We start from the raw sequence: 21070 nt of genomic DNA, 5'->3' as shown, positions 1-21070 counted from the left end.
CCTATCCTCGGGCGCTCTTAAGAGAGCAAGGCAGACCGTTCGCCGACGTACGTGGACGTCCGGTGACCTGTGGTGCGCGTTCGCCAGCCTCCGTGCCTGTCCACCGACGTCCGCCGGCTCGGGTACACCGTTGGACCGTGGTGCGGATGCCGTGCCGTCGTGAAGCGGTTTTCAAGACATCTTGGCTATCCGGGGATCATGCCGTTCACCTGAACGTTCGCCCCCATGGGACCACGACCGTGTACAACGTCTCCACATATTCCCCACAGACACTCACCTGACCCGGGTGTTCGCGCCTGTCCGCTCACGCTGCCGTCAGCGTTCGCTGTCGCTAGAAAACAGGTAACGAGGGGCGGGAGGGTAGACCCCGCACGATCGGTGAGACTCACAAGACCTACCCAATCCGCGACCGCCGTGCCGTCACCGGCTGGCTGTTGGCCTACTGGGCGTGCGCAAGGAGCTGGACCGCGCGTTCGGCCAGCAACCGGACCTCGGTCTGGACGTCCGTCCCGTCGATGATGAACTCGAAGATGCCCGGATCTGTGTAGTAACGGTAGATCAACCTCTCGAAATCCTCCGCCGTCGCATGGGTCATTCCTGTACGCGCGGCGAGCTCCAGGATGTCTCGCGAGTCCTTGCGACGCTGAGCGACCAGTTTCGTGGCGAGGAGGAACTCGTCCGAGGCGTATGTGACGCGAAGCCCTGGCCCGGCTACCGGCGCCGGCGCGTCTTCGGGCACTGGTGGCATCCACATGCTCGCGCGGGTGTTGAGCCAGTTCCGCGGAAGGCCGATCTCGGCAGCCAGCGCGCGAGCCTCGTCCATGACGATTTCATCGCGGGTGATCGCGTCGATGTCCTCTGTCTGTCGCAGGTACTTGCTCGAGCCGACGGCGATAGCGGCACCACCTACGATGAAGACCGATGCAGACGCGCCTCGCGAGCGGAGGCGCTCGTCGAGCTTGGCGAGCAGAGCGGTTATCTCGTCTGCCGTGAACTCGTAGCCTTCGGTCACGCGGTGACCAGGTCGCGGGCGGGGACGAAGACGTTGAGTTCCTTCAGGAACTCCGGGGTTTTGGCGATGACCTGTTCGCGAGTGAGAAACGGATGATCGGGAATCCACGGCTCGGGCAGGCACCTGGGCTCGCACCACGCGGGTGGTTCGACACCGACCTGGTCGAACTCGCGGCGTGTCAAAACGGCCAGCAGGGTGTCGAAACCGGCGCTCCCCGTCGACGGCGGGGCCGCCTCCCATGCGCAGACCGTGTCATCACCATCCTCGAGGAGCATGCGCAGGTGGTCGCGGCCCTGAAGAAGCATCCGCCATGCCCAGTCCTCGTCGTCGGTGTCGCGGATGATCTTAGCGGTGACCGGGGCGGACATTACCCGCGCACGACGTGTGGCGGCGAGGCCCTGGGCTATGCGCTGTGCGCGGAAACAGAACGCGGCGGTCGGCTTCGTCCTGCCGGAGCGGTAGGTGGAGAACCGGGAAGGCGAGGTCCCGAGCGCGGCGGCGAACTCGGCCTGGGTCAGGCCGCTGTCGGCAAGGGCACGGTCCAGCCAGGCCGTGACCTTGCGCGTGTCCCGATCGAGCTTCACGTGGCACCTCCCTGCTCCGAATTATCTCATCAGGCAACCAGGGTGGACGTCTGTCAAGCCGAGAGTGGACGTCTGCCGGCTCGGCTGTCAGTTTGGCTGTCAGGCCCATAAGGCGGGATCCAGAGGTAAAAATGATCTAGAGTCCCGTAGCTGTGATCGGTTGCGGGGCTCTGGCTTGCGGAGATGCGGCGCGCTTGGAGGGACTCGAACCCCCAACCTCTTGACCCGTAGTCCTCAGCGATACGTCCATGGATGTCCACCGATATCCATCAGGGCAGGTCATGGCTTCGGGAACGTGCACCGGCGTCCATGGACGTCCGCCCCCGTTGTAGTACACATGCAGTACGGTGCCTGTCTGGCTGCCTGTGACGGAACGTGAGGAATCCGATCAAAGGTCGGGTCTGCCTGCTCGACGAGAGCCTGGGGCCGTGCTGGTCCTGGGGGGGTGAGCGCGAGCTGTAGTCGGGCAAGCACACGACCACCGGGCGGTGCTGCGTCAGGTGGCGGCGGCAACATATCACCAGGTGTGGTGGCCAGCCTGCGACCAGCCGATGTATACGATCGCTGGCCGGTTGCCCGAGCGGGACGAGCGCCAGGGCGGCTATGTCGATCCGGCCACGGCCGAACCGCTGCCGACGTGGGATGAGGCGTTGGATGCAATCGGGGACGATGACCCGCCGTCGCACGTCGTCCGTTTCGGGCCTCAGCTGCGCGCCGACGGCGTGACGGCGAACTCGGCGCAGGTTGGCCGAATGATCGGTTATCTCACCAAGTACCTGACAAAGGCGCTGGACGTCTGCCACGAGGTGAGCACCGACGCCCAGCGTCGCCACGTCGATCGACTCGCTGAGGCGCTGCGGTTCGAGCCGTGGGCGCCGACCTGCGCGAACTGGCTACGCTACGGCATCCAACCACGCAACCCCCGGCCCGGACTGACGCCAGGCTACTGCAAGGGCAAGGCCCACAGGCAAGCCACACTCGGGTTCGGAGGGCGCCGGGTTTGTCTCTCGTCGGTGGTCGGGAAAGTCGCTCAGCGACCACCGTGTCGACCGGCGAGAGTGGATCGCGGCTCAGCTCGCCGTGCTCGGCCGGACCATGCCTGACCCGTCCCGGTTGATCTGGCTGCCCGCCCATCCCGGTGATCCCGGCGTCCCGCGCCGCGAATACCTGATCATGCGGGGGATAGCGGACCGGATCCGGTGGCGGGCCGAACTCCAGACGGCGGCGAACGCTCCTCCCGATGTCGGACCATCATCACCAGCGATCGTCCCGGCGGCCTGACTGGCCAGCCGCCCGACACATCCGACATGTACCCACCCGTGCGGGTAAACCGTGGTCAAGATCTGGAATGGGCGGACCGCAGCGGCTACGATTAGCCCCATGACCAGGACATACCTGGGTGCCCCCGGCAGGATTCGAACCTGCGCACCCGCCTCCGGAGGGCGGTGCTCTATCCCCTGAGCTACGGGGGCTTCAGGGCAGGCGGCTATACCGTACCAGGACCGCGACGGTGGTCGCGTCGACGGGTCGCCGTAAGCTCCCGATGTGTATTGCGCCCCCCCACGTGTCCTCGTTGTCGATGATGACGCGGTGATCCGTCAGCTCGTGGTGGTCAACCTTGAGCTGGAGGGCTTCGAGGTGCACACCGCGATCGACGGGCTGGACTGCCTCGAGCGGGTGCGGGACATCGCGCCACAGGTGATCACATTGGATGTCATGATGCCTCACCTGGACGGCTGGGACGTGACCGCTCGGCTGCGCGACGACCCCGAGACGGCGGACATCCGGGTGATCCTGCTGTCCGCCCGTGCCCAGGCCGCCGATCTCAGGCGCGGGAAGCGTCTTGGCGTCGACTACTACCTCACGAAGCCGTTCGACCCGGACGAGCTGATCGGGGTTGTGCGCCGGCTGGCCGGCCACGGCCAGACCGTCTGAACAGGCGGGCCGCTGGGGCGCGGGCTGCCTGCCGTCGACAGCGTGATGACCGGTGGCGATCGGTTCCGCTGTCCCGTGCCGGTACCGCAGCCCACCGCCGATAACATCACGCCATGACTCCCGACGGCCTCGCGGAAGTTCTGCGGGCCATCGTCGGGCAGCTGGTCGCGGACGGCGAACTTGATGTAGCGATCCCCACGGTGGTGCCGGTCGAGCGCCTCAGATTTTTTGATCATGGTGACTATGCCACGCCGATCGCGCTGCGCCTCGCCCGCTCGGCCGGGCGATCACCGCGCGAGGTCGCCGAGGCGGTCGCGGGCCGGTTGCGCCAGGATCAGGCGGTGGCCGCGGTGGCGGTGGCCGGTCCCGGTTTCCTCAACATCCGGCTGGCTGGCGGGGCTCTCGGCGAGATCGCACGTACGGTCGTGCGCGCGGGCGGCAGCTACGGATGCGGCCCGGCCGCGAAGGGCTGGCGCGGTCCGCCCGAGGCCTGCGCCATCCGGGTGGACGCCGAGACCTGGTACGCACACCCGGCCGGCCCGGTCACCCTTGCCGCCGCGCGTCGGGCAGCCGTGGCGGACGCATCGGTCCGGCTGCTCGACGCGGCCGGCGGTCAGGGCGGCTGTCCCGCCGGGATCGGTGCGGTCACCGCGGCGGCGGGCGAGGCCCAGCCGGGGCGCCCTGGCGTCGGCGACCGTGACCGCACACTCATCAGGCAGCGGGTGACGTTGACCCGCGGCGGTGAGCCGGTGCGGACGTCGGCATGGGCCGGGGGGCCGCCTCTGATCGATGATCTGGTGGATGCCGTCGGCGTCGACGCCGCCCGTTACTGGCTCGTCCGTGTCCCGCTGGACAGCGCCCTCGTTCTCGATCTGGATGTCATCGCCAGCCAGACGGATGACAACCCGTTTTTCTGTGTCCAGCACGCCCATGCCCGGATCCGCGCGCTGCTGCGCAATGCCGGAGAGCTGGGGCTGTCCCTGGATACGGAGGGCGCCGATGTGCTGTTGCTGACCCATCCGCGCGAGGGCGACCTGCTGCGGGCGTTGGGTGAGCTGCCGAGGGTCGTGCGGACCGCGGCCGACCGCCGGGCGCCGTACCGGGTGGCGCGTTACCTCGAGGAACTCGCCGGCACGTACCGCCGTTTTTACGGCGTCTGCCGGGTACTGCCGCAGGGGGACGAGCAGGCGGGTGCGCTGGGCGGAGCGCGGCTGCTCCTGGCTGAGGCGACCAGGACCGTGCTTGCGAGTGGCCTGCGGCTGCTGGGAGTGCCGGCCCTGACAAGGATGTGACTGTTCGTGCGTGACGCGGATACGCGTGATGAGGATGTGACTGTTTGTGCGTGATGTGATCTATCTCGCCCAGAATCAGACGCAGCTGGAGGAAGGGCTGTGGCCGGCGTCCGCCGTTCTGGACACGGACGGTGTGCTGCGGGTCGGCGGGCTGCGGGTTGACGTGCTCGCCGCCGAGTTCGCCACGCCCGCCTACATCCTGGACACGGAGGACTTCCGGGCGCGTTGCCGGGCGTGGCGCTCCGCTTTCGCCGACGGGGACGTCTACTACGCGGGCAAGGCGTTGCTGTCGCGTGCCATCGCCCGATGGGTGGTCGCCGAAGGGCTCTCGCTGGACGTCTGCACAGGTGGTGAGCTGGGCATCGCGGAGGCGGTGGGCTTTCCGCCCGAGCGGCTGCTCTTCCACGGCAACAACAAGTCCACCGCTGAGCTGCGGCGGGCGGTCGCCTACGGCGTAGGGCGGATCGTCGTCGACTCGTTCGTGGAGATCTCCCGGCTGGCGGCGGTGGCCGCGCGGGCCGGTGTGCGCCAGCGGGTGTTCGTCCGGGTCACACCCGGAGTGGAGGCTCACACCCACCACTACGTGGCCACCGGGCAGGAGGACCAGAAGTTCGGCTTCTCCCTGGCCAGCGGTGCCGCGGCCGAGGCGATCAGTCAGGTGCTGGCCGCGCCCGAGCACCTTGAGCTCGTCGGGACCCACGCGCACATCGGCTCGCAGATTTTCGACACCGCCGGTTTCGGGCTGGCCGCCCATCGAATGGTGGGGCTGCTTGCCGCCGTTCGCGATGCCCACGGGGTCGAACTGCCTGAGCTCGATCTCGGTGGTGGCCTGGGGATCGCCTACACCGGCGAGGACGCGCCACTGGAGGTCGCGGAGGTCGCGGACCGGCTCCGCGCGATCGTCGGCAAGGAGTGCGCCGCGGCCGGACTCGCCGTCCCGCGGCTGGCGGTCGAACCGGGCCGGGCCATCAGCGGCCCGACCGCGATCACGCTGTACGAGGTCGGGACGGTCAAGGAACTGCCGGGGCTGCGTACCTACGTCAGCGTCGACGGCGGGATGAGCGACAACATCCGTACCGCGCTGTATGATGCACGCTACACGGCCCGCCTTGTCTCTCGGCGCAGCATGGCTGTACCCCGCGTGGTCACGCTGGTGGGCAAGCACTGCGAGTCCGGCGACGTCATCGCCCACGACGTGGCGCTGCCTGCCGACATCCGGCCTGGCGATCTTGTCGCTGTGCCGGCGAGCGGGGCGTACCACCGGTCCATGGCAAGCAACTACAACCATGTTCCGCGGCCACCTGTTGTCGCGGTCGGCGCTGGCCGGGCTCGCATGATTGTTCGCAGGGAGACCGAGATGGACATGCTGCGTCTTGACATCGACGAAGCGGGCATCCCCGAGCCCGAGATCGACGGGGCCGAACGCGGGGATGCCCGGGCCGGCCTCGGCGTGGCTGTCTGGACCGGCGCGCGTCCGGGTGACGGCGGGGCGAACGCACGATGAGGAATCCATGACGAGAACCACATGGTGAGGAACGCGGGATGAGGATTGCCCTGCTCGGGTGCGGTGTGGTCGGGGGTGAGGTCGTCCGGCTCCTGCACACCCACGCCGAGGACCTCGCCGCTCGGGTGGGCGCGCCCCTGGACCTCGCTGGCATCGCGGTCCGCCGCCTGTCGGTGGTCCGCGACCTGCCGGTCGATCCAAGGATCTTCACCACGGATGCGGAAGGGCTCGCGACCCGGGAGGACATCGACATCGTCGTCGAGGTGGTGGGCGGCATCGAGCCGGCCCGCACCTGGCTGCACGCGGCGCTCAGCGCGGGGAAATCGGTGGTGACCGCGAACAAGGCGCTGCTGGCCACCCACGGTGCCGCGCTGTACGGCGCGGCGGCCGAACACGGCGTGGACCTCTACTACGAGGCCGCGGTCGCCGGTGCGATCCCGCTGCTGCGCCCGCTGCGGGAGAGCCTCGCCGGTGATCGCGTCCGACGGGTGCTCGGCATCGTCAACGGCACCACCAACTTCATCCTCACCCGGATGGACGAAACCGGTGCCGGGTTTGCCGAGGCGCTCGACGAGGCGACCACACTCGGATATGCGGAGGCCGACCCGAGCGCGGACATCGACGGATTCGACGCCGCAGCCAAGGCCTCGATCCTCGCGCAGCTCGCCTTTCATACCCGGGTCACGCTGGCCGACGTCTATCGGGAGGGCATCGGCGGCGTCACCGCCGCGGACATCGCCAGCGCCCGGGCGATGGGGTGCACGGTCAAGGCGCTGGCCATTGCCGAACGGTCACCGGAGACGCCGGGCGTGAGTGTGCGGGTGCATCCGGCGATGATTCCCCGTTCCCATCCGCTCGCCGGGGTCCGGGAGGCGTTCAACGCCGTGTTCGTCGAGGCGGATGCGGCTGGGCAACTGATGTTCTACGGTCGCGGGGCGGGCGGTTCACCGACCGCCTCCGCGGTGTTGGGTGATCTGGTGGCGGTGGCGCGCAACCGGTTGGCCGGTCGCCGGGGCCCGGGCGAGTCGGCCTACGCCGAGCTGCCTGTGCTGCCAATAGGCGCCACCGTGACCCGCTACCACATCAATCTGGATGTGACGGACAAGACCGGAGTGCTCGCCTCGGTCGCCGCCGCATTCGCCCATCGGGACGTTTCCATACAGAGTGTCCGCCAAGACGGCCATGGCGACGACGCGAGTCTTGTTCTGATCACGCACAGCGCCAGTGACGCGGCACTGTCCGCGACAGTCGAGGAGCTGCGGGAGCTGGACGTCGTCCGGGCGGTCACGGGTGTGATGCGGGTAGAAGGAGGTGAGCTGTGACGACATCGCCAGTGGCGGCATCGCAGCCGCGGACGACGGGCGCGCCCGCGGTCGCGGCCGCGGCTGGAGGAGCTCCGGGCTCGGTCGACCGCAGCCGGCGGGTGTGGCGCGGCGTGATCGAGGAGTATCGGGACCGCCTGCCAGTCTCCTCGGACACCCCGGTGGTGACCCTCCGGGAAGGCGGAACCCCGCTGCTGCCGGCGGAGCATCTCTCCGCGGTGACCGGGTGTGATGTCCATCTCAAGGTCGAGGGTTCCAACCCGACCGGCTCGTTCAAGGACCGTGGGATGACCATGGCGATCAGCCGCGCGGTCGAGGCGGGCTCGCAGGCGGTGATCTGCGCGTCGACCGGTAACACCAGCGCGAGCGCCGCCGCGTACGCGGCTCGTGCCGGGCTGACCTGCGCCGTGCTCGTACCCAGCGGAAAGATCGCGTTAGGGAAGCTGGCGCAGGCGCTGGTGCATGGGGCACGGCTCCTACAGCTCGACGGCTCCTTCGACGACTGCCTGCGGGTCGCCAGGGACCTTGCCGAAACCTTTCCGGTCACCCTCGTCAATTCGGTCAACCCCTTCCGCCTGGAAGGGCAGAAGACCGCTGCCTTCGAGATCGTCGAGGATCTGGGCGCGGCGCCCGATGCCCACTGCCTGCCGGTCGGGAACGCGGGGAACATCACCGCTTACTGGCGCGGCTATGTCGAGGACGACACACTCCACGGTTCCGGCCGGCCCCGCATGCATGGTTTCCAGGCGGCCGGCGCCGCGCCCATCGTGCGTGGCAGTGTGGTCACCGCACCGCAGACGATCGCTACCGCGATCCGGATCGGCAACCCCGCGTCATGGGCTTTCGCGCTGGATGCGCGGGATGCCTCGGGTGGCGCCATCGACGCGGTCGACGACCGTCAGATCCTCTCGGCCTACCGGCTGCTCGCACGCAAGGAAGGCGTCTTCGTCGAACCGTCCAGCGCGGCGAGCGTGGCGGGGCTTCTCCAGGCGCGTGCCGCCGGCCTCATCCAGGCCGGCGAACGAGTTGTGTGCACGGTGACCGGCAACGGGCTCAAGGACCCGGACTGGGCGATCAGCGGAGCGGCCAAGCCGGTGACCATACCGGCGACGGCTGCCGCCGCGGCCGTGGCTCTTGATCTGCGGCGGTCATGAGCTGTGCGCCCCGGGCTCCGGTGCCGGCCACAGTCAGCGTGCGGGTGCCAGCGACCAGCGCGAACCTTGGTCCGGGTTTTGACGCCTGTGGGCTTGCGCTGGGCCTTTACGACGATCTGACGGTCGTCGTGACGGAGTCGGGCCTGTCGATTGAGGTGACCGGCGAGGACGATGGCACCAGAGACGAGAGCCACTTGGTCGTGCGCGCGTTGCGGGCTGGGCTTGACTCGCTCGGCCTCGGGCCGACCGGGCTGAGCCTGACCTGTATCAACCGCATCCCGCATGGCCGTGGACTCGGTTCGTCGGCCGCGGCCATCGTGGCGGGCCTCCTTGCCGCGAGCGCGTTGGGCGGGGGCCACCTGAGCACCGCGGACGTCTTCGCGCTCGCCTGTCAGATCGAGGGTCATCCGGACAACATCGCCCCTGTCCTCTACGGTGGATTCACCGTGGCTTGGTACGATAATGGCGGTCGCCCGCAGGCAGTTCGAATCGATCCGCCAGATGATCTACGGCCCGTAGTCTTCATTCCCGCCCACCGCCAGTTGACATCTGTGGCGCGGGCGGTATTGCCGGCTAACGTGCCGCATGCCGACGCTGCGGCTAATGCGGGGCGTGCGGCTTTGTTAGCAGTGGCGATGTCAGGAACCCTGTCTCCGGAGACGTTGCCTTCACAGACGTTGGGGATCCAGGCTGGCAGCGGTCAGGAGTGGGCGGGCCGGCCTGGCGAGAGCCGTCTTCCTGGCGGTCGGCCCGGCGCCAGCCGGTTGGGTACGGCGTCCTGGCTGGACGCGTTGGTGGCGGCTACCGACGACCGGTTGCACCAGCCTTACCGCCTGCCGTCCATGCCTGAGACCCGCGATCTGCTCGGGCGACTGCGAGCGGCGGGCCTGGCGGCCGTGCTGTCGGGTTCTGGACCGACGGTGCTGGCGCTGGCCGTGGGGGCGGAGCAGGCCGAGGCTGCCCGCGCATGTGGCGGGGACGGCTTCACCGTGTTCAATCTGCCTGTGGACAGGAACGGAGCACGAGTCGAGTCCGTCGTGGGCTGACGCCGTCGGTTCGAGTTCAACCCGGCCCGGTGTCCGAAACCCCCATCCTCGCCGCGGGCCAGATCCTCGTTGAGGGTGACATCCAGCCGAAATGGTCGCGGCTCGGGTTGGAAACGGAGGACTCCGAAGCAATGCCCCTCGAAGGTTGTTGCCCAGATGACTCCGTCTGGATAGTCTGATGACTGCACTCGCTGCCGCCGCGGCGCGTGCTCGCCCGCCGGTGCTACCGGTTCATCGTAGCCGGATCATGGTGCCGGAACTTGGTGCCTCAGCCTCGTCATCGAAGCCTCGGCCAGCACCGACAAGTCCTCAGCGGGATTGACGAGTTCGCACGCGGCGCTCAGCCGTTAGCGCCGTCCACGGGCGCTCTGCTTGCCTACCTGGCGCTGAACATCGTTTCCACATGGGATGCCCAGGCGAAGAAGGTCAACAAGCGTCACCCGGCTCCCTTGAGCCGGTCCCTTCAGGGAAGGAACATCTTGAGCGACACCACCGACGTGCTGCCTGACAGCGCACGTGAGTCCGCGGAGCCCCAGACACCGACGTCGTCCGTGGACGCTGGTTCTCCGCGACGCCGGCGGTCAGGCACCGGCCTTTCAGCCATGCTCCTGCCGGAGCTGCAGGCCATGGCAAGTTCGTTGGGTATTCAGGGCGTGGGACGCCTGCGAAAGGGGCAGCTCATCGCGGCCATCCAGAACGTTCAGACTCCCGCCGGCGCCGCCGGAGGCGCGGCTGCCACCGCCGCCCGGCCGGCCGCGGCCGCCAGTGAGGCGCAACCGGCCCCGCAGCCGGCCCGGAGTACCTCAGCTCCGTCCGCAAAGGCAGGGGACGCTGTCAATCCTCCGGTCTCCTCACCCGCGCCCTCAGCCGAGGCAGCGGCCCCGGCTGAGGGCACTATGCGTGTCCGGACCCGCCGTGGGGCTTCCCGGGCGTCGGGAAGCCCGTCCACAGCCGGTGGTGAGCAGACGACACTGACCGACGCGCTGTCTGGCTCGCGGGAGACCCGTGGCGGGGCGAGCACGCCCGGTCCGGAGAGCGGGTCCGAGAATGTGCGGGCCGCCAGCACGGAAGAAGCCGCGCCGGCTGCCGCGCCGCCGGTGGTCACCACCCCAGCCACAGCGCCGTCCATCACTCCAGCGGAACCGTCGGTGGCCGGCGTGCCCGTCACGTCGGTGGCCGAGCCGGCCAGTGTTCCTCGCGTGTCGGAGAACGGCAGCGGGCGTGGCCGAGACGACAGGCGTGAGCGTCAGCAGGTCGACGGGGAGCGTGCCTCGGCTGACCGTCCCGCCGCCGCTGAGCGCCAGGGGCGCCAGCAGGGTGACCGGCAGGGACGGGGCTCGGCCGATCGTGGCCAGGCCGATCGTGGCCAGGCCGATCGTGGCCAGGCTGACCGTGGCCAGGCCGATCGCAGCCAGGCCGATCGCGGCCAGGCTGATCGTGACGACGAATTCGGTGGCGGGAATCGGCGTAACCGCGGCCGGTTCCGGGAGCGGGGTCGTAACCGTGGCCGCCAGGGTGGCGGTTTCAGCGAGTCGGAGCCGATTGTCCGTGAGGACGACGTTCTGGTCCCGGTCGCGGGTATTCTTGACGTTCTCGACAACTACGCGTTTGTGCGCACGAGCGGGTACCTGACGGGCCCGACCGACGTCTATGTGAGCTTGGCCCAGGTCCGTCGCCATGGCCTGCGCCGCGGTGACGCGATCACCGGCGTCGTCCGGGCGCCGCAGGAGGGCGAGCAGCGGCGGGACAAGTACAACGCATTGGTCCGGCTTGACACGGTGAACGGGCTGGAGCCCGACGAGGCGCGAAACCGTCCCGAGTTCACCAAGCTCACCCCGCTCTACCCGCAGGAGCGGCTGCGGTTGGAGACCGAGCCGCAACTGCTGACCACCCGGGTGATCGACCTGGTGATGCCGCTCGGTAAGGGGCAGCGCGCGCTGATTGTCAGCCCGCCCAAGGCGGGTAAGACGATGGTGCTGCAGGCCATCGCGAACGCGATCACCACGAACAACCCGGAATGCCACCTCATGGTCGTTCTCGTCGATGAACGTCCGGAGGAGGTGACCGACATGCAGCGGTCGGTCAAGGGCGAGGTCATCGCCTCGACGTTCGACCGGCCGCCGTCGGACCACACCAGCGTCGCCGAACTGTCCATCGAGCGGGCCAAGCGCCTGGTGGAACTGGGTGAGGACGTCGTCGTGCTGCTCGACTCGATCACTCGGCTCGGGCGGGCCTACAACCTGGCCGCACCCGCGTCCGGCCGGATCCTGTCGGGTGGTGTGGACTCCACGGCGCTCTACCCGCCGAAGCGTTTCCTCGGCGCGGCCAGGAACATCGAGAACGGCGGGTCGTTGACGATCATCGCCACGGCCCTGGTGGAGACGGGCTCCACGATGGATACTGTGATCTTCGAGGAGTTCAAGGGGACCGGCAACGCCGAGCTCAAGCTCGATCGCAAGATCGCCGATAAGAGGATCTTCCCTGCGATCGATGTCGACCCCTCCGGAACCCGCAAGGAGGACATCCTGCTTGCGCCGGACGAACTTGTGATCATGCATAAGCTGCGGCGGGTCCTGCACACGCTGGAGTCGCAGCAGGCGCTTGACCTTCTGCTGGAGCGGTTGAAGAAGACGCGGACGAACTACGAGTTCCTGATGCAGATCGCGACTGCCACTCCGGGTCAGGACTGAGAACCTGTTGTGCGGACCGCCTGGGCAGCGCCCGTACGGTGGTGCTGTCCCTGGATGGCCGGAAGCTTCTGGCAGACTGGAAGGCTGAGACCCGGCACCGGTTCACGTCCTCGCGTCCGCGACAGGGCGACCCGGCGGCCACTTCGGGAAGAAGGATCATGAAGGCTGATATTCATCCGGCGTACCGTGAGACCACGGTTGTCTGCACCTGCGGTTCGACCTTCACTACCCGTAGCACCAAGTCGGACGGTGTGATCAACGCCGAAGTGTGCTCACAGTGCCACCCGTTCTACACCGGCAAGCAGAAGATCCTGGATGTCGGCGGTCGGGTCGAGAAGTTCGAGCGGCGCTTCGGCCGCCGTCGTCCGGGTGACAAGCCTGGGCCTGGGACGAAGTGAAGTAACGCGCACGCAGCGCCCGTGCCCGGTGTGACGGTGGCGCGGGCGCTGCGTGGCGTCTGTCAGCGGTTCGGGTCCCAGCGGCCCACGGGGCCGCCGCTGGCGCGGGTTAGAGTCATGATCGATGTTTTCATCGGCTCGCTTAGCGGTCGGCGCCGGAAGTCCTTTGGGGGGTCAGGCGGCCTCCGGCGATGCGATGAAACGATGATCATGTCGCCTTTGGCTCTCTAGACCAGGAGATTCCCGAAATGACCACTCCACTCGACGGTCTGCTTGCCGAGCACGCCGAGCTGGAGGACCGTCTCGCCGATCCGTCTGTGCACGCCGACCCGACTCTGGCACGCAGCCTCGGCCGCAGGTACGCGGAGCTGGCCCCGGTCGTGGAGACCGCGCGTGAGCTGGACCGGGTCGATGCGGACCTCGCGACCGCCCGGGAGTTCGCCGCCGAGGATGCCTCGTTCCGCGCCGAGGTCGCGGAGCTTGAGGCCACGCACGCGGTGCTGCGGGACCGGCTGCACACCCATCTGGTGCCCACCGATCCCGACGACGCCCGTGATGCGATCATGGAAATCAAGGCGGGCGCGGGCGGTGAGGAGTCGGCGTTGTTCGCTGGCGACCTGCTGCGGATGTACCTGCGCTACGCTGAGCGACGCGGCTGGCGTACCGAGATCCTGGACGCGAATCCCAGCGATCTCGGCGGCTACCGGGACGTGAGCGTGGCGGTGAAGGCTGGCCGGATGACCACCGGTGGCGTGTTCGGGCGGCTGCGGTTCGAGGGCGGTGTCCACCGGGTCCAGCGGGTTCCGGTCACCGAGTCGGCCGGTCGCATCCACACCTCGGCGGCCGGAGTGCTGGTACTGCCCGAAGCTGAGGATGTTGAGGTCGATATCGACCCCAACGAGCTGCGCATCGACGTGTACCGCTCCTCGGGCCCCGGTGGGCAGAGCGTCAACACGACGGACTCGGCAGTGCGTATCACCCATCTTCCCAGCGGTCTGGTGGTGTCCTGCCAGAACGAGAAAAGCCAGTTGCAGAACAAGGAGTCGGCGCTGCGGATCCTGCGCGCACGGCTCCTCGCGGCGGCCCGCGAGCGGGCGCAGGCGGAGGCATCGGCGGCACGGGCCAGCCAGGTTCGCACGGTGGACCGCTCCGAGCGGATCCGTACCTACAACTTCGCGGAGAACCGGATCAGCGATCATCGGATCGGTTTCAAGGCGCACAATCTCGATCAGGTACTCGATGGTGAGCTTGACGAGGTACTGGACGCCCTTGTCGCGGCGGACCTGGCGGCGAGGCTTTCGGCCGGGACCGGGTCATGACATCCGGTGAGCCCAGCGCCGGGCTGGCCGCGCATGTGCTGGACAGCGCGGTCACCGCTCTCGCCGCGGCCGGGGTGCCAAGCCCCCGGTCGGACGCTGAACAGCTCGCCGCGTATGTCACCGGCGAGCCCCGGTGGCGGCTGCGGCGGACGACGGCCATTACGCTGGCGGATCAGGACCGGTTTCAGGACCTGGTCGCCCGTCGGGCCGCGCGGGTGCCCCTCCAGCACCTGGTCGGCAGCGTCGGGTTCCGTTATCTCACCCTGGCGGTGGGCCCGGGGGTGTTCATACCCCGGCCGGAGACTGAAGTTGTGGTCGGCTGGGCACTCGACGTGGTTCGAGCGGCTGGCTGGGCGCGACCGATCTGTGTGGATCTTTGTACCGGCTCCGGCGCGATCGCCCTCGCGCTCGCGGAGGAACTGCCCGGCGCGTGCGTACACGCCGTCGAAGTTGATCCGGAAGCCTTGGTGTGGGCAGATCGTAACATCACCGATCATGGTTTTGTCGGTACCGACAGCCGGGTGACGCTGCATCGTGCCGATGTCGGGATCGACCCGGCTGGGCATGGCCGCAACGATGGTCGCGAGCCGGCTACGGCGGCTGTCCAGCGGTTGGCAGACCTGGTAGGTCGAGTCGATCTCGTGGTGAGCAACCCGCCGTACCTGCGGGACGACGAACGGGACACGGTTGATCCCGAGGTCGGCATGCATGATCCACCCGCTGCCCTGTGGGCCGGGCCGGATGGTCTGGCGGGGGTCCGCGCGGTCGCGCGGGTGGCGAGCGACCTGCTGCGGGACGGTGGGAAGTTAGTGATCGAACATTCCGACCGCCACGGCTCGGCAGCCCCTGCGCTGCTGCGTGACTCCGGCTGCTGGGAGGATGTCCAGGACCATCTCGACCTGGCGGGGCGGGACCGGTTCGTCTCGGCGTCGCGCCGGTCGCGGGAGCACTAGACGCGCATCGTTGATGTGATGTGCTGTCACAGTGGTGAAGGATCGCTGAGGTAATGGGGGAGCCAGTGAGGCCAAGGGAGTCGGCAGGCGAACGGTATGACTGCACGGACCCCGGACAGCGTGCGGCCGGGCTGGAGGCAGCCGTCCGCTCAGTGCGCCACGGCCGGCTCGTCGTGTTGCCCACTGACACCCTGTACGGCGTGGGTGCGGACGCTTTCGATCAGGTCGCGGTCCGCGCGCTGCTCGCGGCCAAAGGCCGTGGCCGGGACATGCCGGTACCGGTGCTCGTTGGCTCGTGGCGCACCCTGGACGGGCTTGTCGAGCGGGTTACCGAGCCGGTCAGGGACCTGGTCCGGGCATTCTGGCCGGGTGGGCTGACCTTGGTCGTGCCATACGCGCCGTCGTTGAGCTGGGATCTCGGTGACGCTCGTGGCACTGTGGCGGTGCGGATGCCGCTGCACCCGGTCGCGATCGAACTGCTCGGCCGTACCGGGCCGATGGCCGTGTCCAGCGCGAACATCAGCGGTCAGCCACCCGCGACCACGGTGGATGACGCCATGGCGCAGCTCGGTGATTCCGTTGAGGTGTACCTCGACGGCGGTCCGTGCTCGGCCGGCATCGCCTCGACGATCGTTGACTGTACCGGTGAGATCCCGCGGGTGCTGCGGACGGGCGCGGTCGGTATGGCGGCGCTGCGCGAGGTGCTGTCCTCCGTGCAGGAACCCGCCGCGACCGCATGACACCCTCGGCCGGCCGCGGCCCCACGCCGTAAGCTGTCGGGGCGGGGGTTGGACCAGTCCGAGGACGGGGCGTCGCGATCGGGACACTCCCCTGTCTGGCCGCTTCCGGCCCGGCAGCCTTCGCGCGGACGGCGCAATCGCGCGGCCAGGGTCAGGCGCGCGGCGCGCACGAGGAGAGGCAGCTTATGAGCACCCCGTTCTGGGGCCCGGACTTCGATCAGCTCCAGGCCGAGGACCACGAGATCGCGGACGTCGTCCTGGCCGAACTGGACCGGCTCCGTGGGGGTCTTCAGCTCATCGCGAGCGAGAACTTCACTTCGCCGGCGGTGCTGGCGGCCCTCGGGTCGACGTTGTCGAACAAATACGCCGAGGGCTACCCGGGCCGTCGCTACTACGGTGGCTGCCAGGTCGTCGACCGCGCGGAGGAGATCGGCATCGCCCGGGCGAAGAAGCTCTTCGGCGCCGAGCACGCGAACGTGCAGCCACACTCCGGAGCGCAGGCCAACTTCGCGGTGTACGCCGCGCTGCTCGCGCCCGGTGACACCGTGCTGGCGATGTCGCTGCCGCACGGCGGTCATCTTACTCATGGTAGTCGGGTCAACTTCAGCGGGAAGTGGTTCGATGTCGTCGCCTACGGGGTGCGCGAAGACACCGAAATGATCGACTATGACGAGGTTCGCGACCTCGCGCGTCAGCATCGACCTAAAATGATTATCTGTGGTGCCACCGCGTATCCCCGGCTGATTGACTTTGCCGCCTTCCGCTCGGTCGCCGACGAGGTCGGGGCATGGCTGGTGGTCGATGCCGCGCACTTCATCGGTCTGGTGGCGGGCGGGGCCATCCCCAGCCCGGTGCCCTATGCCGACGTGGTCAGTTTCACTACTCACAAGGTCCTGCGTGGGCCGCGGGGCGGGATGATCCTCTGCCGCGAGGAGCTGGCCCAGCGGATCGACAAGGCGGTGTTCCCGTTCAGCCAGGGCGGCCCGCTCATGCACGCGGTCGCGGCCAAGGCGGTGGCGTTGCGGGAGGCCGCCACCCCCGCCTACGCTGACTACGCACGTCAGGTCATCGCCAACGCCCAGACTCTCGCGGACGGGCTTGCCGCGGAGGGTGTGCGGCCGGTTGCCGGCGGCACCGACACGCATCTCGCCCTGTTCGATCTTCGTGCTCTTGGCGTGACGGGTAAGGACGCGGAGGCCCGGTGTGATGCCGCGCGGATCACACTGAACAAGAACGCCATCCCGTACGACCCGCAGCCGCCCGCGGTTTCCTCCGGTATCCGGGTTGGCACCCCGGCGGTTACCACCCAGGGCATGCGGGAGGACGAGATGAAGGAGATCGCGGCTCTGATCGCCCGAGCGGTCCGTGACCCGCTCGCCGCCCCCGATGTGGCCCGAGCGGTCTCTGTCCTGGTCAGCCGGCATCCTGTCTACCAGCGCTAGGGCGTGTCTGATGGATCTTCGATCGTGCGGATCAATGCCCAGAAAGCGTCCCGCTGTGTTGTCGTCGGTCCGGATAGGACACCGCTATCCGGGCCTCCTCCGCCTTGCGGGCCGCTTTCTGGATCATTGCCCACATCGACCAACATCCATCAGATACGCCCTGGTGGCGGCGCGGTAGATCAGCGAAGGTTGCGGGCTGTTGCGGGAGTATCTGCTCGTATTCGCGGTGTCGGCAGCGGTCACATTCCTGTGCACGCCGGTGGCACGGGGCTTCGCCATCTGGATCGGCGCCGTCGCTGGCGTCCGTGACCGTGACGTACATGCGGTGCCGACCCCGCGTCTCGGTGGGCTCGCCATGCTCGCGGGGCTCGTGGCCGGTCTGGAGGTCGCCGATAACCTGCCGTTCCTGTCCTCGGTCTCGCGGGACTGGGCCGAACCACACGCGGTGGGTGCCGCAGCCATCGTGATCTGCCTGCTCGGAGTCGTGGACGACCGGTGGCCGCTGGATCCGCTGACGAAGCTCGCGGGTCAGGTCGCCGCCGCCGGGGTGATGGTCCTGCTGGGCGTCCAGTGGTCGTTCGCTGTCAATCCGGACAGCGACACCACTGTCAGTCTCGGACCGGAGACAGCCGTGCCGCTGTCAATTCTCGCCACGATCGTTCTTGTCAACGCCATGAACTTCATCGACGGGTTGGACGGTCTTGCCGCGGGGGTTGCGGCGATTGCCGCGGGAGCCACGTTCTACTTCGCCTACGAGGTTGCTGTGATCAATCACTTCTCCCGGGCGGCGCCGGCGGCGTTACTGGCCGCCGTCACCGCCGGGGTGTGCCTCGGCTTCCTGCCGCACAATTTCAACCCGGCCAGGCTGTTCATGGGAGACTCCGGCTCGATGTTGGTCGGTCTGCTCTCAGCCGCTTCCATGATCTCGGTAACCGGCCAGGTCGCCTATGGCGGATACGCCGGGCCGTCCCGATCTCTGCCGTCACTGATTCCACTGGCTGTTCCACTGGCCGTGCTGGCGGTGCCGTTCATTGACCTCGGGCTGGCCGTGGTCCGCCGGACCCGTGCCGGCCGGTCGCCGTTCGCCGCGGACAAGATGCATCTGCACCACCGGATGCTGGAAATCGGGAAATCCCATGTCCGCGCGGTTCTCATCATGTACTTCTGGGCGGCTCTGCTCGGCTTCGGCGGGGTGGCCGCCTCCTTCTCGCGGCAGCCGCTGCCCATTCTCGCCTCCGTGGTCGGCCTCGGTCTGATCGGGCTCCTGGCGCTGCTGCTGAGTGGCCAGCGATCGGTGCGGCGAGCATGATTGTTTCTGCTGGGCGGACGATCAAGATTGGTTTGGGCGTGCTGGCCATCATTGCCGTGCCTGGCCTGGTGGCCGCGGGTTTCGCCCGGGGTGCGGCCGGGATTGTCGCTGTTGCGCTCGGTCTGTGCCTGGTCGGGTTTTTCTTCACGGTGAGCAAGGTGGCGGTGAGTGTCGTCGCCCGGCGCGCGAGGGCGATGGTGCTACCTGCCGCGCTCGGCACCTATCTTATGAAGATCGTAATTCTTGGTGCTCTGCTCGTGAACCTTGAAGGGTCGAGCGCCATCGACCTCACCGCCTTCGCCTGGGCCATCTTTGGAGGAGTTTTCGGCTGGCTCGGGGCTGAGCTGTGGGTGGCCACGCATATCCGGGTCCCGTTTTACGATCCCACGCTCTTCCGGGCGCGGGAAGACTCCGGCCGTGACACTCTGAACACGTGAACAAAGCCGAGCCGAATCCGGAGGAGAGCGGGCAGGAGCCCGGTGGCGGAAAGCAAGATGATCATAGTACTTCTCGCCCGGCCGGGGACCCCGATCGGCCCGTCGGTGACGGACCGCCACGCCGCCCGTACCGGCCGGGCCTGATCTCTGACGAGGCCTGGACGGCGGTCGGTACCCTGTTGGCTGGAATCGGGTTCTGGGGGCTGGTGGGCTACGGGATCGATCGGCTCGTCGGTCTCGACACCGTCTTCCTGCCGGTCGGTGTCCTCGTGGGTATGGCGGCTTCGCTCTATCTCGTGATCAATCGCGCTACGCGGCGTTTCTAGGCAGCTCCGATGGTCGCTTAACGTCTTCGTTCGAATTCTCAGCGTGAGACATAGATGACAAAAACGAACTGGTAGGTTACTTTCAGATAAACAAGGGAGCGAACAGGCCTTCGCCGGCCTGGAGTTGATGCCGGTCGCTACGGGGTGTGGATAGTATCGCCAGTGCTGGGTGTCCACTCACGGACATCTGGTGTGAGTCGTGTCTCCCGTTGGTCCTGCCGGGCTCATGATCATGCTGTGTCGATGGATGGTCATGTGTGGCGCGGTGCCCTACCCGGGGGGAGCCGACCCGCGCCAGGAGGGGCTGTCTCGCCTGAACCAGATAGGGTAAGTCCACACCGCCGCCGGTACGGCTGCGTCTCTTCCTCAGCTGGTGAGAGTATATTTTGATCATGGAGGTGTCCGTCGTGCCGGTCCCCGCGGGACCCCTGGTCCTCGCTGACGAGGGCTTCAAGGGCCCGACCAAGGAGGTGTTCCAGCCGCCGCATTGGTTCGATGTCGATCTTGGACCTGTTCATTTTTACCTGAACAAGGCGACTGCGCTGGGGATCTTCGCCGCGCTTTTCGTCGGTGTCCTCTTCTGGCTCGCCTTCCGGCGGGCCACGGTCGTGCCCCGCGGACTGCAGAACGTCTGCGAGTCGGTCTATGACTTCATCGACACGTCGATCGCCCGGGACGTCATCGGGGAGAACGGGCGGAAGTACACCCCGTACCTCCTCGTGCTCTTCAGCTTCGTGCTCATCTGTAATGTGCTCGCGATTGTCCCTGGCGCTCAGTTCCCGCCGACGTCGCGAATCGCCATTCCGATCGTTCTCTCCGCCGTCACGTACGTGCTCTTCAACCACGCCGGTATCAAGGCCAACGGTGCCCGGGCGTACTTCGGCCACATGATCAATCCGGCTCCGACCGCGCCCGTCTTCGTCAAGGTTCTCCTTGGACCGATCGAGGTCATGTCGACCCTGCTCGTGCGGCCGTTCACGCTGGCGGTCCGGTTGTTCGCGAACATGTTCGCCGGTCACATCCTGCTGCTGGTGTTCTCGCTCGGCGCGGAGTACCTGCTGCCCAAGCCGCCCTTTGTCTTCGGACTCGCCTCGCTGCTCATGACGATCGTGCTGACCGGCTTCGAACTCGTCATCGACGGCTTGCAGGCGTACATCATCACAATTCTCACGGCCGCCTTCATCTCCGGCGCGATCGAATCCGGTGGCGGACATGAGAGTTCTCCCGCGGCTGACCATGCTCACGCAGTGAGCGGGGCGCCCGCCGGAGCGCACGCATAAAAAGGTTCGGACACCCCGATCAGCACCGTGGCAGGTCCCGGTGCCCGACTGGAAAAGGAATATGAGATGGCAGACACCCCTTCCTTGGTGCTTGCTGCTGCCGATCAGGTGAGCGGCTCCCTTGGCGCGGTGGCCTACGGCTTGGCGGCCATCGGGCCGGGTATTGGAATCGGCCTTATCTTCGGCTTGGGCGTGCAGGCGATAGCCCGCCAGCCCGAAGCGGAGCAGGTGGCCTTCCGCTATATGATCATTGGCTTCGCGTTGGCGGAAGCACTGGCTCTGATCGGTTTCGTCGTCCCGTTCGTCTTCCCCTAAGCCGGGAGGAGA

Annotated in this window: 19 protein-coding genes, 1 tRNA gene and 1 pseudogene; 18 read left to right on the top strand and 3 right to left on the bottom strand. The window is 67.8% G+C overall.

Going from position 1 to position 21070, the window contains the following annotated elements:
• Window positions 1-439: 439 nt before the first annotated feature.
• The gene (locus tag MJ797_RS06975) at window positions 440-1012 is read right to left on the bottom strand and encodes a DUF6036 family nucleotidyltransferase (RefSeq protein WP_239332962.1); all 573 of its coding nucleotides are present in this window, start codon (window positions 1010-1012) and stop codon (window positions 440-442) included.
• Window positions 1009-1596 (bottom strand): helix-turn-helix transcriptional regulator, encoded by a 588-nt coding sequence (locus MJ797_RS06970; protein WP_239332961.1) that lies wholly within the window; start codon window positions 1594-1596, stop codon window positions 1009-1011. Before MJ797_RS06970 ends, MJ797_RS06975 begins: the two co-directional genes overlap by 4 nt.
• A 482-nt stretch (window positions 1597-2078) precedes the next feature.
• Here MJ797_RS06970 and MJ797_RS06965 point away from each other — a divergent pair.
• Window positions 2079-2877: pseudogene (locus tag MJ797_RS06965) on the top strand (replication initiator); the annotation flags it as partial.
• 119 nt (window positions 2878-2996) lie between these two features.
• On the opposite strand, the gene MJ797_RS06960 reads toward MJ797_RS06965, so the two are convergent.
• Window positions 2997-3068, bottom strand: a tRNA-Arg gene (locus tag MJ797_RS06960).
• A gap of 73 nt (window positions 3069-3141) precedes the next feature.
• On the opposite strand from MJ797_RS06960, the gene MJ797_RS06955 reads away from it, so the two are divergent.
• From MJ797_RS06955 to MJ797_RS06875, 17 genes are all read left to right on the top strand, one after another.
• Window positions 3142-3531, top strand: a complete 390-nt coding sequence (locus MJ797_RS06955; protein ID WP_255738469.1) for a response regulator transcription factor — start codon at window positions 3142-3144, stop codon at window positions 3529-3531.
• 113 nt (window positions 3532-3644) lie between these two features.
• Window positions 3645-4823, top strand: coding sequence for a DALR anticodon-binding domain-containing protein (locus MJ797_RS06950; protein ID WP_239332959.1), 1179 nt, complete (start codon window positions 3645-3647; stop codon window positions 4821-4823).
• Between the two features lie 85 nt (window positions 4824-4908).
• Window positions 4909-6327, top strand: coding sequence for a diaminopimelate decarboxylase (lysA, locus tag MJ797_RS06945; RefSeq protein ID WP_374581650.1), 1419 nt, complete (start codon window positions 4909-4911; stop codon window positions 6325-6327).
• A gap of 38 nt (window positions 6328-6365) precedes the next feature.
• Complete coding sequence (locus MJ797_RS06940) at window positions 6366-7649, top strand: homoserine dehydrogenase (protein WP_239332957.1); 1284 nt, start codon at window positions 6366-6368, stop codon at window positions 7647-7649.
• Window positions 7646-8803 (top strand): threonine synthase, encoded by a 1158-nt coding sequence (thrC, locus tag MJ797_RS06935; RefSeq protein ID WP_239332956.1) that lies wholly within the window; start codon window positions 7646-7648, stop codon window positions 8801-8803. The genes MJ797_RS06940 and thrC overlap by 4 nt, the downstream gene beginning before the upstream one ends.
• A complete protein-coding gene (locus MJ797_RS06930; protein WP_239332955.1) occupies window positions 8800-9849 on the top strand; it encodes a homoserine kinase in 1050 nt (349 codons plus the stop codon). Before thrC ends, MJ797_RS06930 begins: the two co-directional genes overlap by 4 nt.
• Window positions 9850-10328: 479 nt before the next feature.
• The gene (rho, locus tag MJ797_RS06925) at window positions 10329-12539 is read left to right on the top strand and encodes a transcription termination factor Rho (RefSeq protein ID WP_239332954.1); all 2211 of its coding nucleotides are present in this window, start codon (window positions 10329-10331) and stop codon (window positions 12537-12539) included.
• Between the two features lie 158 nt (window positions 12540-12697).
• Window positions 12698-12937 (top strand): 50S ribosomal protein L31, encoded by a 240-nt coding sequence (gene rpmE / locus MJ797_RS06920; protein ID WP_239332952.1) that lies wholly within the window; start codon window positions 12698-12700, stop codon window positions 12935-12937.
• Window positions 12938-13185: 248 nt separating this feature from the next.
• On the top strand, window positions 13186-14256 hold the full coding sequence (gene prfA / locus MJ797_RS06915; RefSeq protein WP_239332950.1) for a peptide chain release factor 1: 1071 nt from the start codon (window positions 13186-13188) through the stop codon (window positions 14254-14256).
• Window positions 14253-15209: a peptide chain release factor N(5)-glutamine methyltransferase gene (gene prmC / locus MJ797_RS06910; RefSeq protein WP_239332948.1), complete on the top strand. Its 957-nt coding sequence runs from the start codon at window positions 14253-14255 to the stop codon at window positions 15207-15209. The genes prfA and prmC overlap by 4 nt, the downstream gene beginning before the upstream one ends.
• A 53-nt stretch (window positions 15210-15262) precedes the next feature.
• Window positions 15263-15949, top strand: a complete 687-nt coding sequence (locus tag MJ797_RS06905) for an L-threonylcarbamoyladenylate synthase (protein WP_239332946.1) — start codon at window positions 15263-15265, stop codon at window positions 15947-15949.
• A 185-nt stretch (window positions 15950-16134) separates the two neighbouring features.
• Window positions 16135-17391: a serine hydroxymethyltransferase gene (gene glyA / locus MJ797_RS06900; protein WP_239332944.1), complete on the top strand. Its 1257-nt coding sequence runs from the start codon at window positions 16135-16137 to the stop codon at window positions 17389-17391.
• Window positions 17392-17590: 199 nt separating this feature from the next.
• Complete coding sequence (locus MJ797_RS06895; RefSeq protein WP_239332942.1) at window positions 17591-18700, top strand: MraY family glycosyltransferase; 1110 nt, start codon at window positions 17591-17593, stop codon at window positions 18698-18700.
• Complete coding sequence (locus MJ797_RS06890; protein WP_239332940.1) at window positions 18697-19137, top strand: hypothetical protein; 441 nt, start codon at window positions 18697-18699, stop codon at window positions 19135-19137. The genes MJ797_RS06895 and MJ797_RS06890 overlap by 4 nt, the downstream gene beginning before the upstream one ends.
• Entirely contained in the window at window positions 19134-19463 is a 330-nt protein-coding gene (locus MJ797_RS06885) for an AtpZ/AtpI family protein (RefSeq protein ID WP_239332938.1), read from the top strand. The genes MJ797_RS06890 and MJ797_RS06885 overlap by 4 nt, the downstream gene beginning before the upstream one ends.
• Before the next feature lie 392 nt (window positions 19464-19855).
• Window positions 19856-20743, top strand: a complete 888-nt coding sequence (atpB, locus tag MJ797_RS06880) for a F0F1 ATP synthase subunit A (RefSeq protein WP_239311511.1) — start codon at window positions 19856-19858, stop codon at window positions 20741-20743.
• A 66-nt stretch (window positions 20744-20809) separates the two neighbouring features.
• Window positions 20810-21058 carry a F0F1 ATP synthase subunit C gene (locus tag MJ797_RS06875; RefSeq protein WP_239311513.1) on the top strand — a complete coding sequence of 83 codons (249 nt, stop codon included), beginning with the start codon at window positions 20810-20812 and terminating at the stop codon, window positions 21056-21058.
• Window positions 21059-21070 lie beyond the last annotated feature (12 nt).

It is taken from the genome of Protofrankia sp. CiP3 (assembly GCF_917627345.1).
Classification (GTDB): Bacteria; Actinomycetota; Actinomycetes; order Frankiales; family Frankiaceae; genus Protofrankia.
The sequence above is the reverse complement of the archived record's forward strand: the minus strand, read 5'-3'. Positions and strand labels throughout refer to the sequence as shown.

Bases quoted from the DNA above. Each gene is read 5' to 3' on its own strand.
- MJ797_RS06940 (WP_239332957.1), top strand. From the start codon at position 6,366: ATGAGGATTGCCCTGCTCGGGTGCGGTGTGGTCGGGGGTGAGGTCGTC.
- MJ797_RS06905 (WP_239332946.1), top strand. From the start codon at position 15,263: ATGGGGGAGCCAGTGAGGCCAAGGGAGTCGGCAGGCGAACGGTATGAC.
- prmC (WP_239332948.1), top strand. From the start codon at position 14,253: ATGACATCCGGTGAGCCCAGCGCCGGGCTGGCCGCGCATGTGCTGGAC.
- MJ797_RS06930 (WP_239332955.1), top strand. From the start codon at position 8,800: ATGAGCTGTGCGCCCCGGGCTCCGGTGCCGGCCACAGTCAGCGTGCGG.
- MJ797_RS06890 (WP_239332940.1), top strand. From the start codon at position 18,697: ATGATTGTTTCTGCTGGGCGGACGATCAAGATTGGTTTGGGCGTGCTG.
- rpmE (WP_239332952.1), top strand. From the start codon at position 12,698: ATGAAGGCTGATATTCATCCGGCGTACCGTGAGACCACGGTTGTCTGC.
- MJ797_RS06950 (WP_239332959.1), top strand. From the start codon at position 3,645: ATGACTCCCGACGGCCTCGCGGAAGTTCTGCGGGCCATCGTCGGGCAG.
- prfA (WP_239332950.1), top strand. From the start codon at position 13,186: ATGACCACTCCACTCGACGGTCTGCTTGCCGAGCACGCCGAGCTGGAG.
- MJ797_RS06875 (WP_239311513.1), top strand. From the start codon at position 20,810: ATGGCAGACACCCCTTCCTTGGTGCTTGCTGCTGCCGATCAGGTGAGC.
- atpB (WP_239311511.1), top strand. From the start codon at position 19,856: ATGGAGGTGTCCGTCGTGCCGGTCCCCGCGGGACCCCTGGTCCTCGCT.
- glyA (WP_239332944.1), top strand. From the start codon at position 16,135: ATGAGCACCCCGTTCTGGGGCCCGGACTTCGATCAGCTCCAGGCCGAG.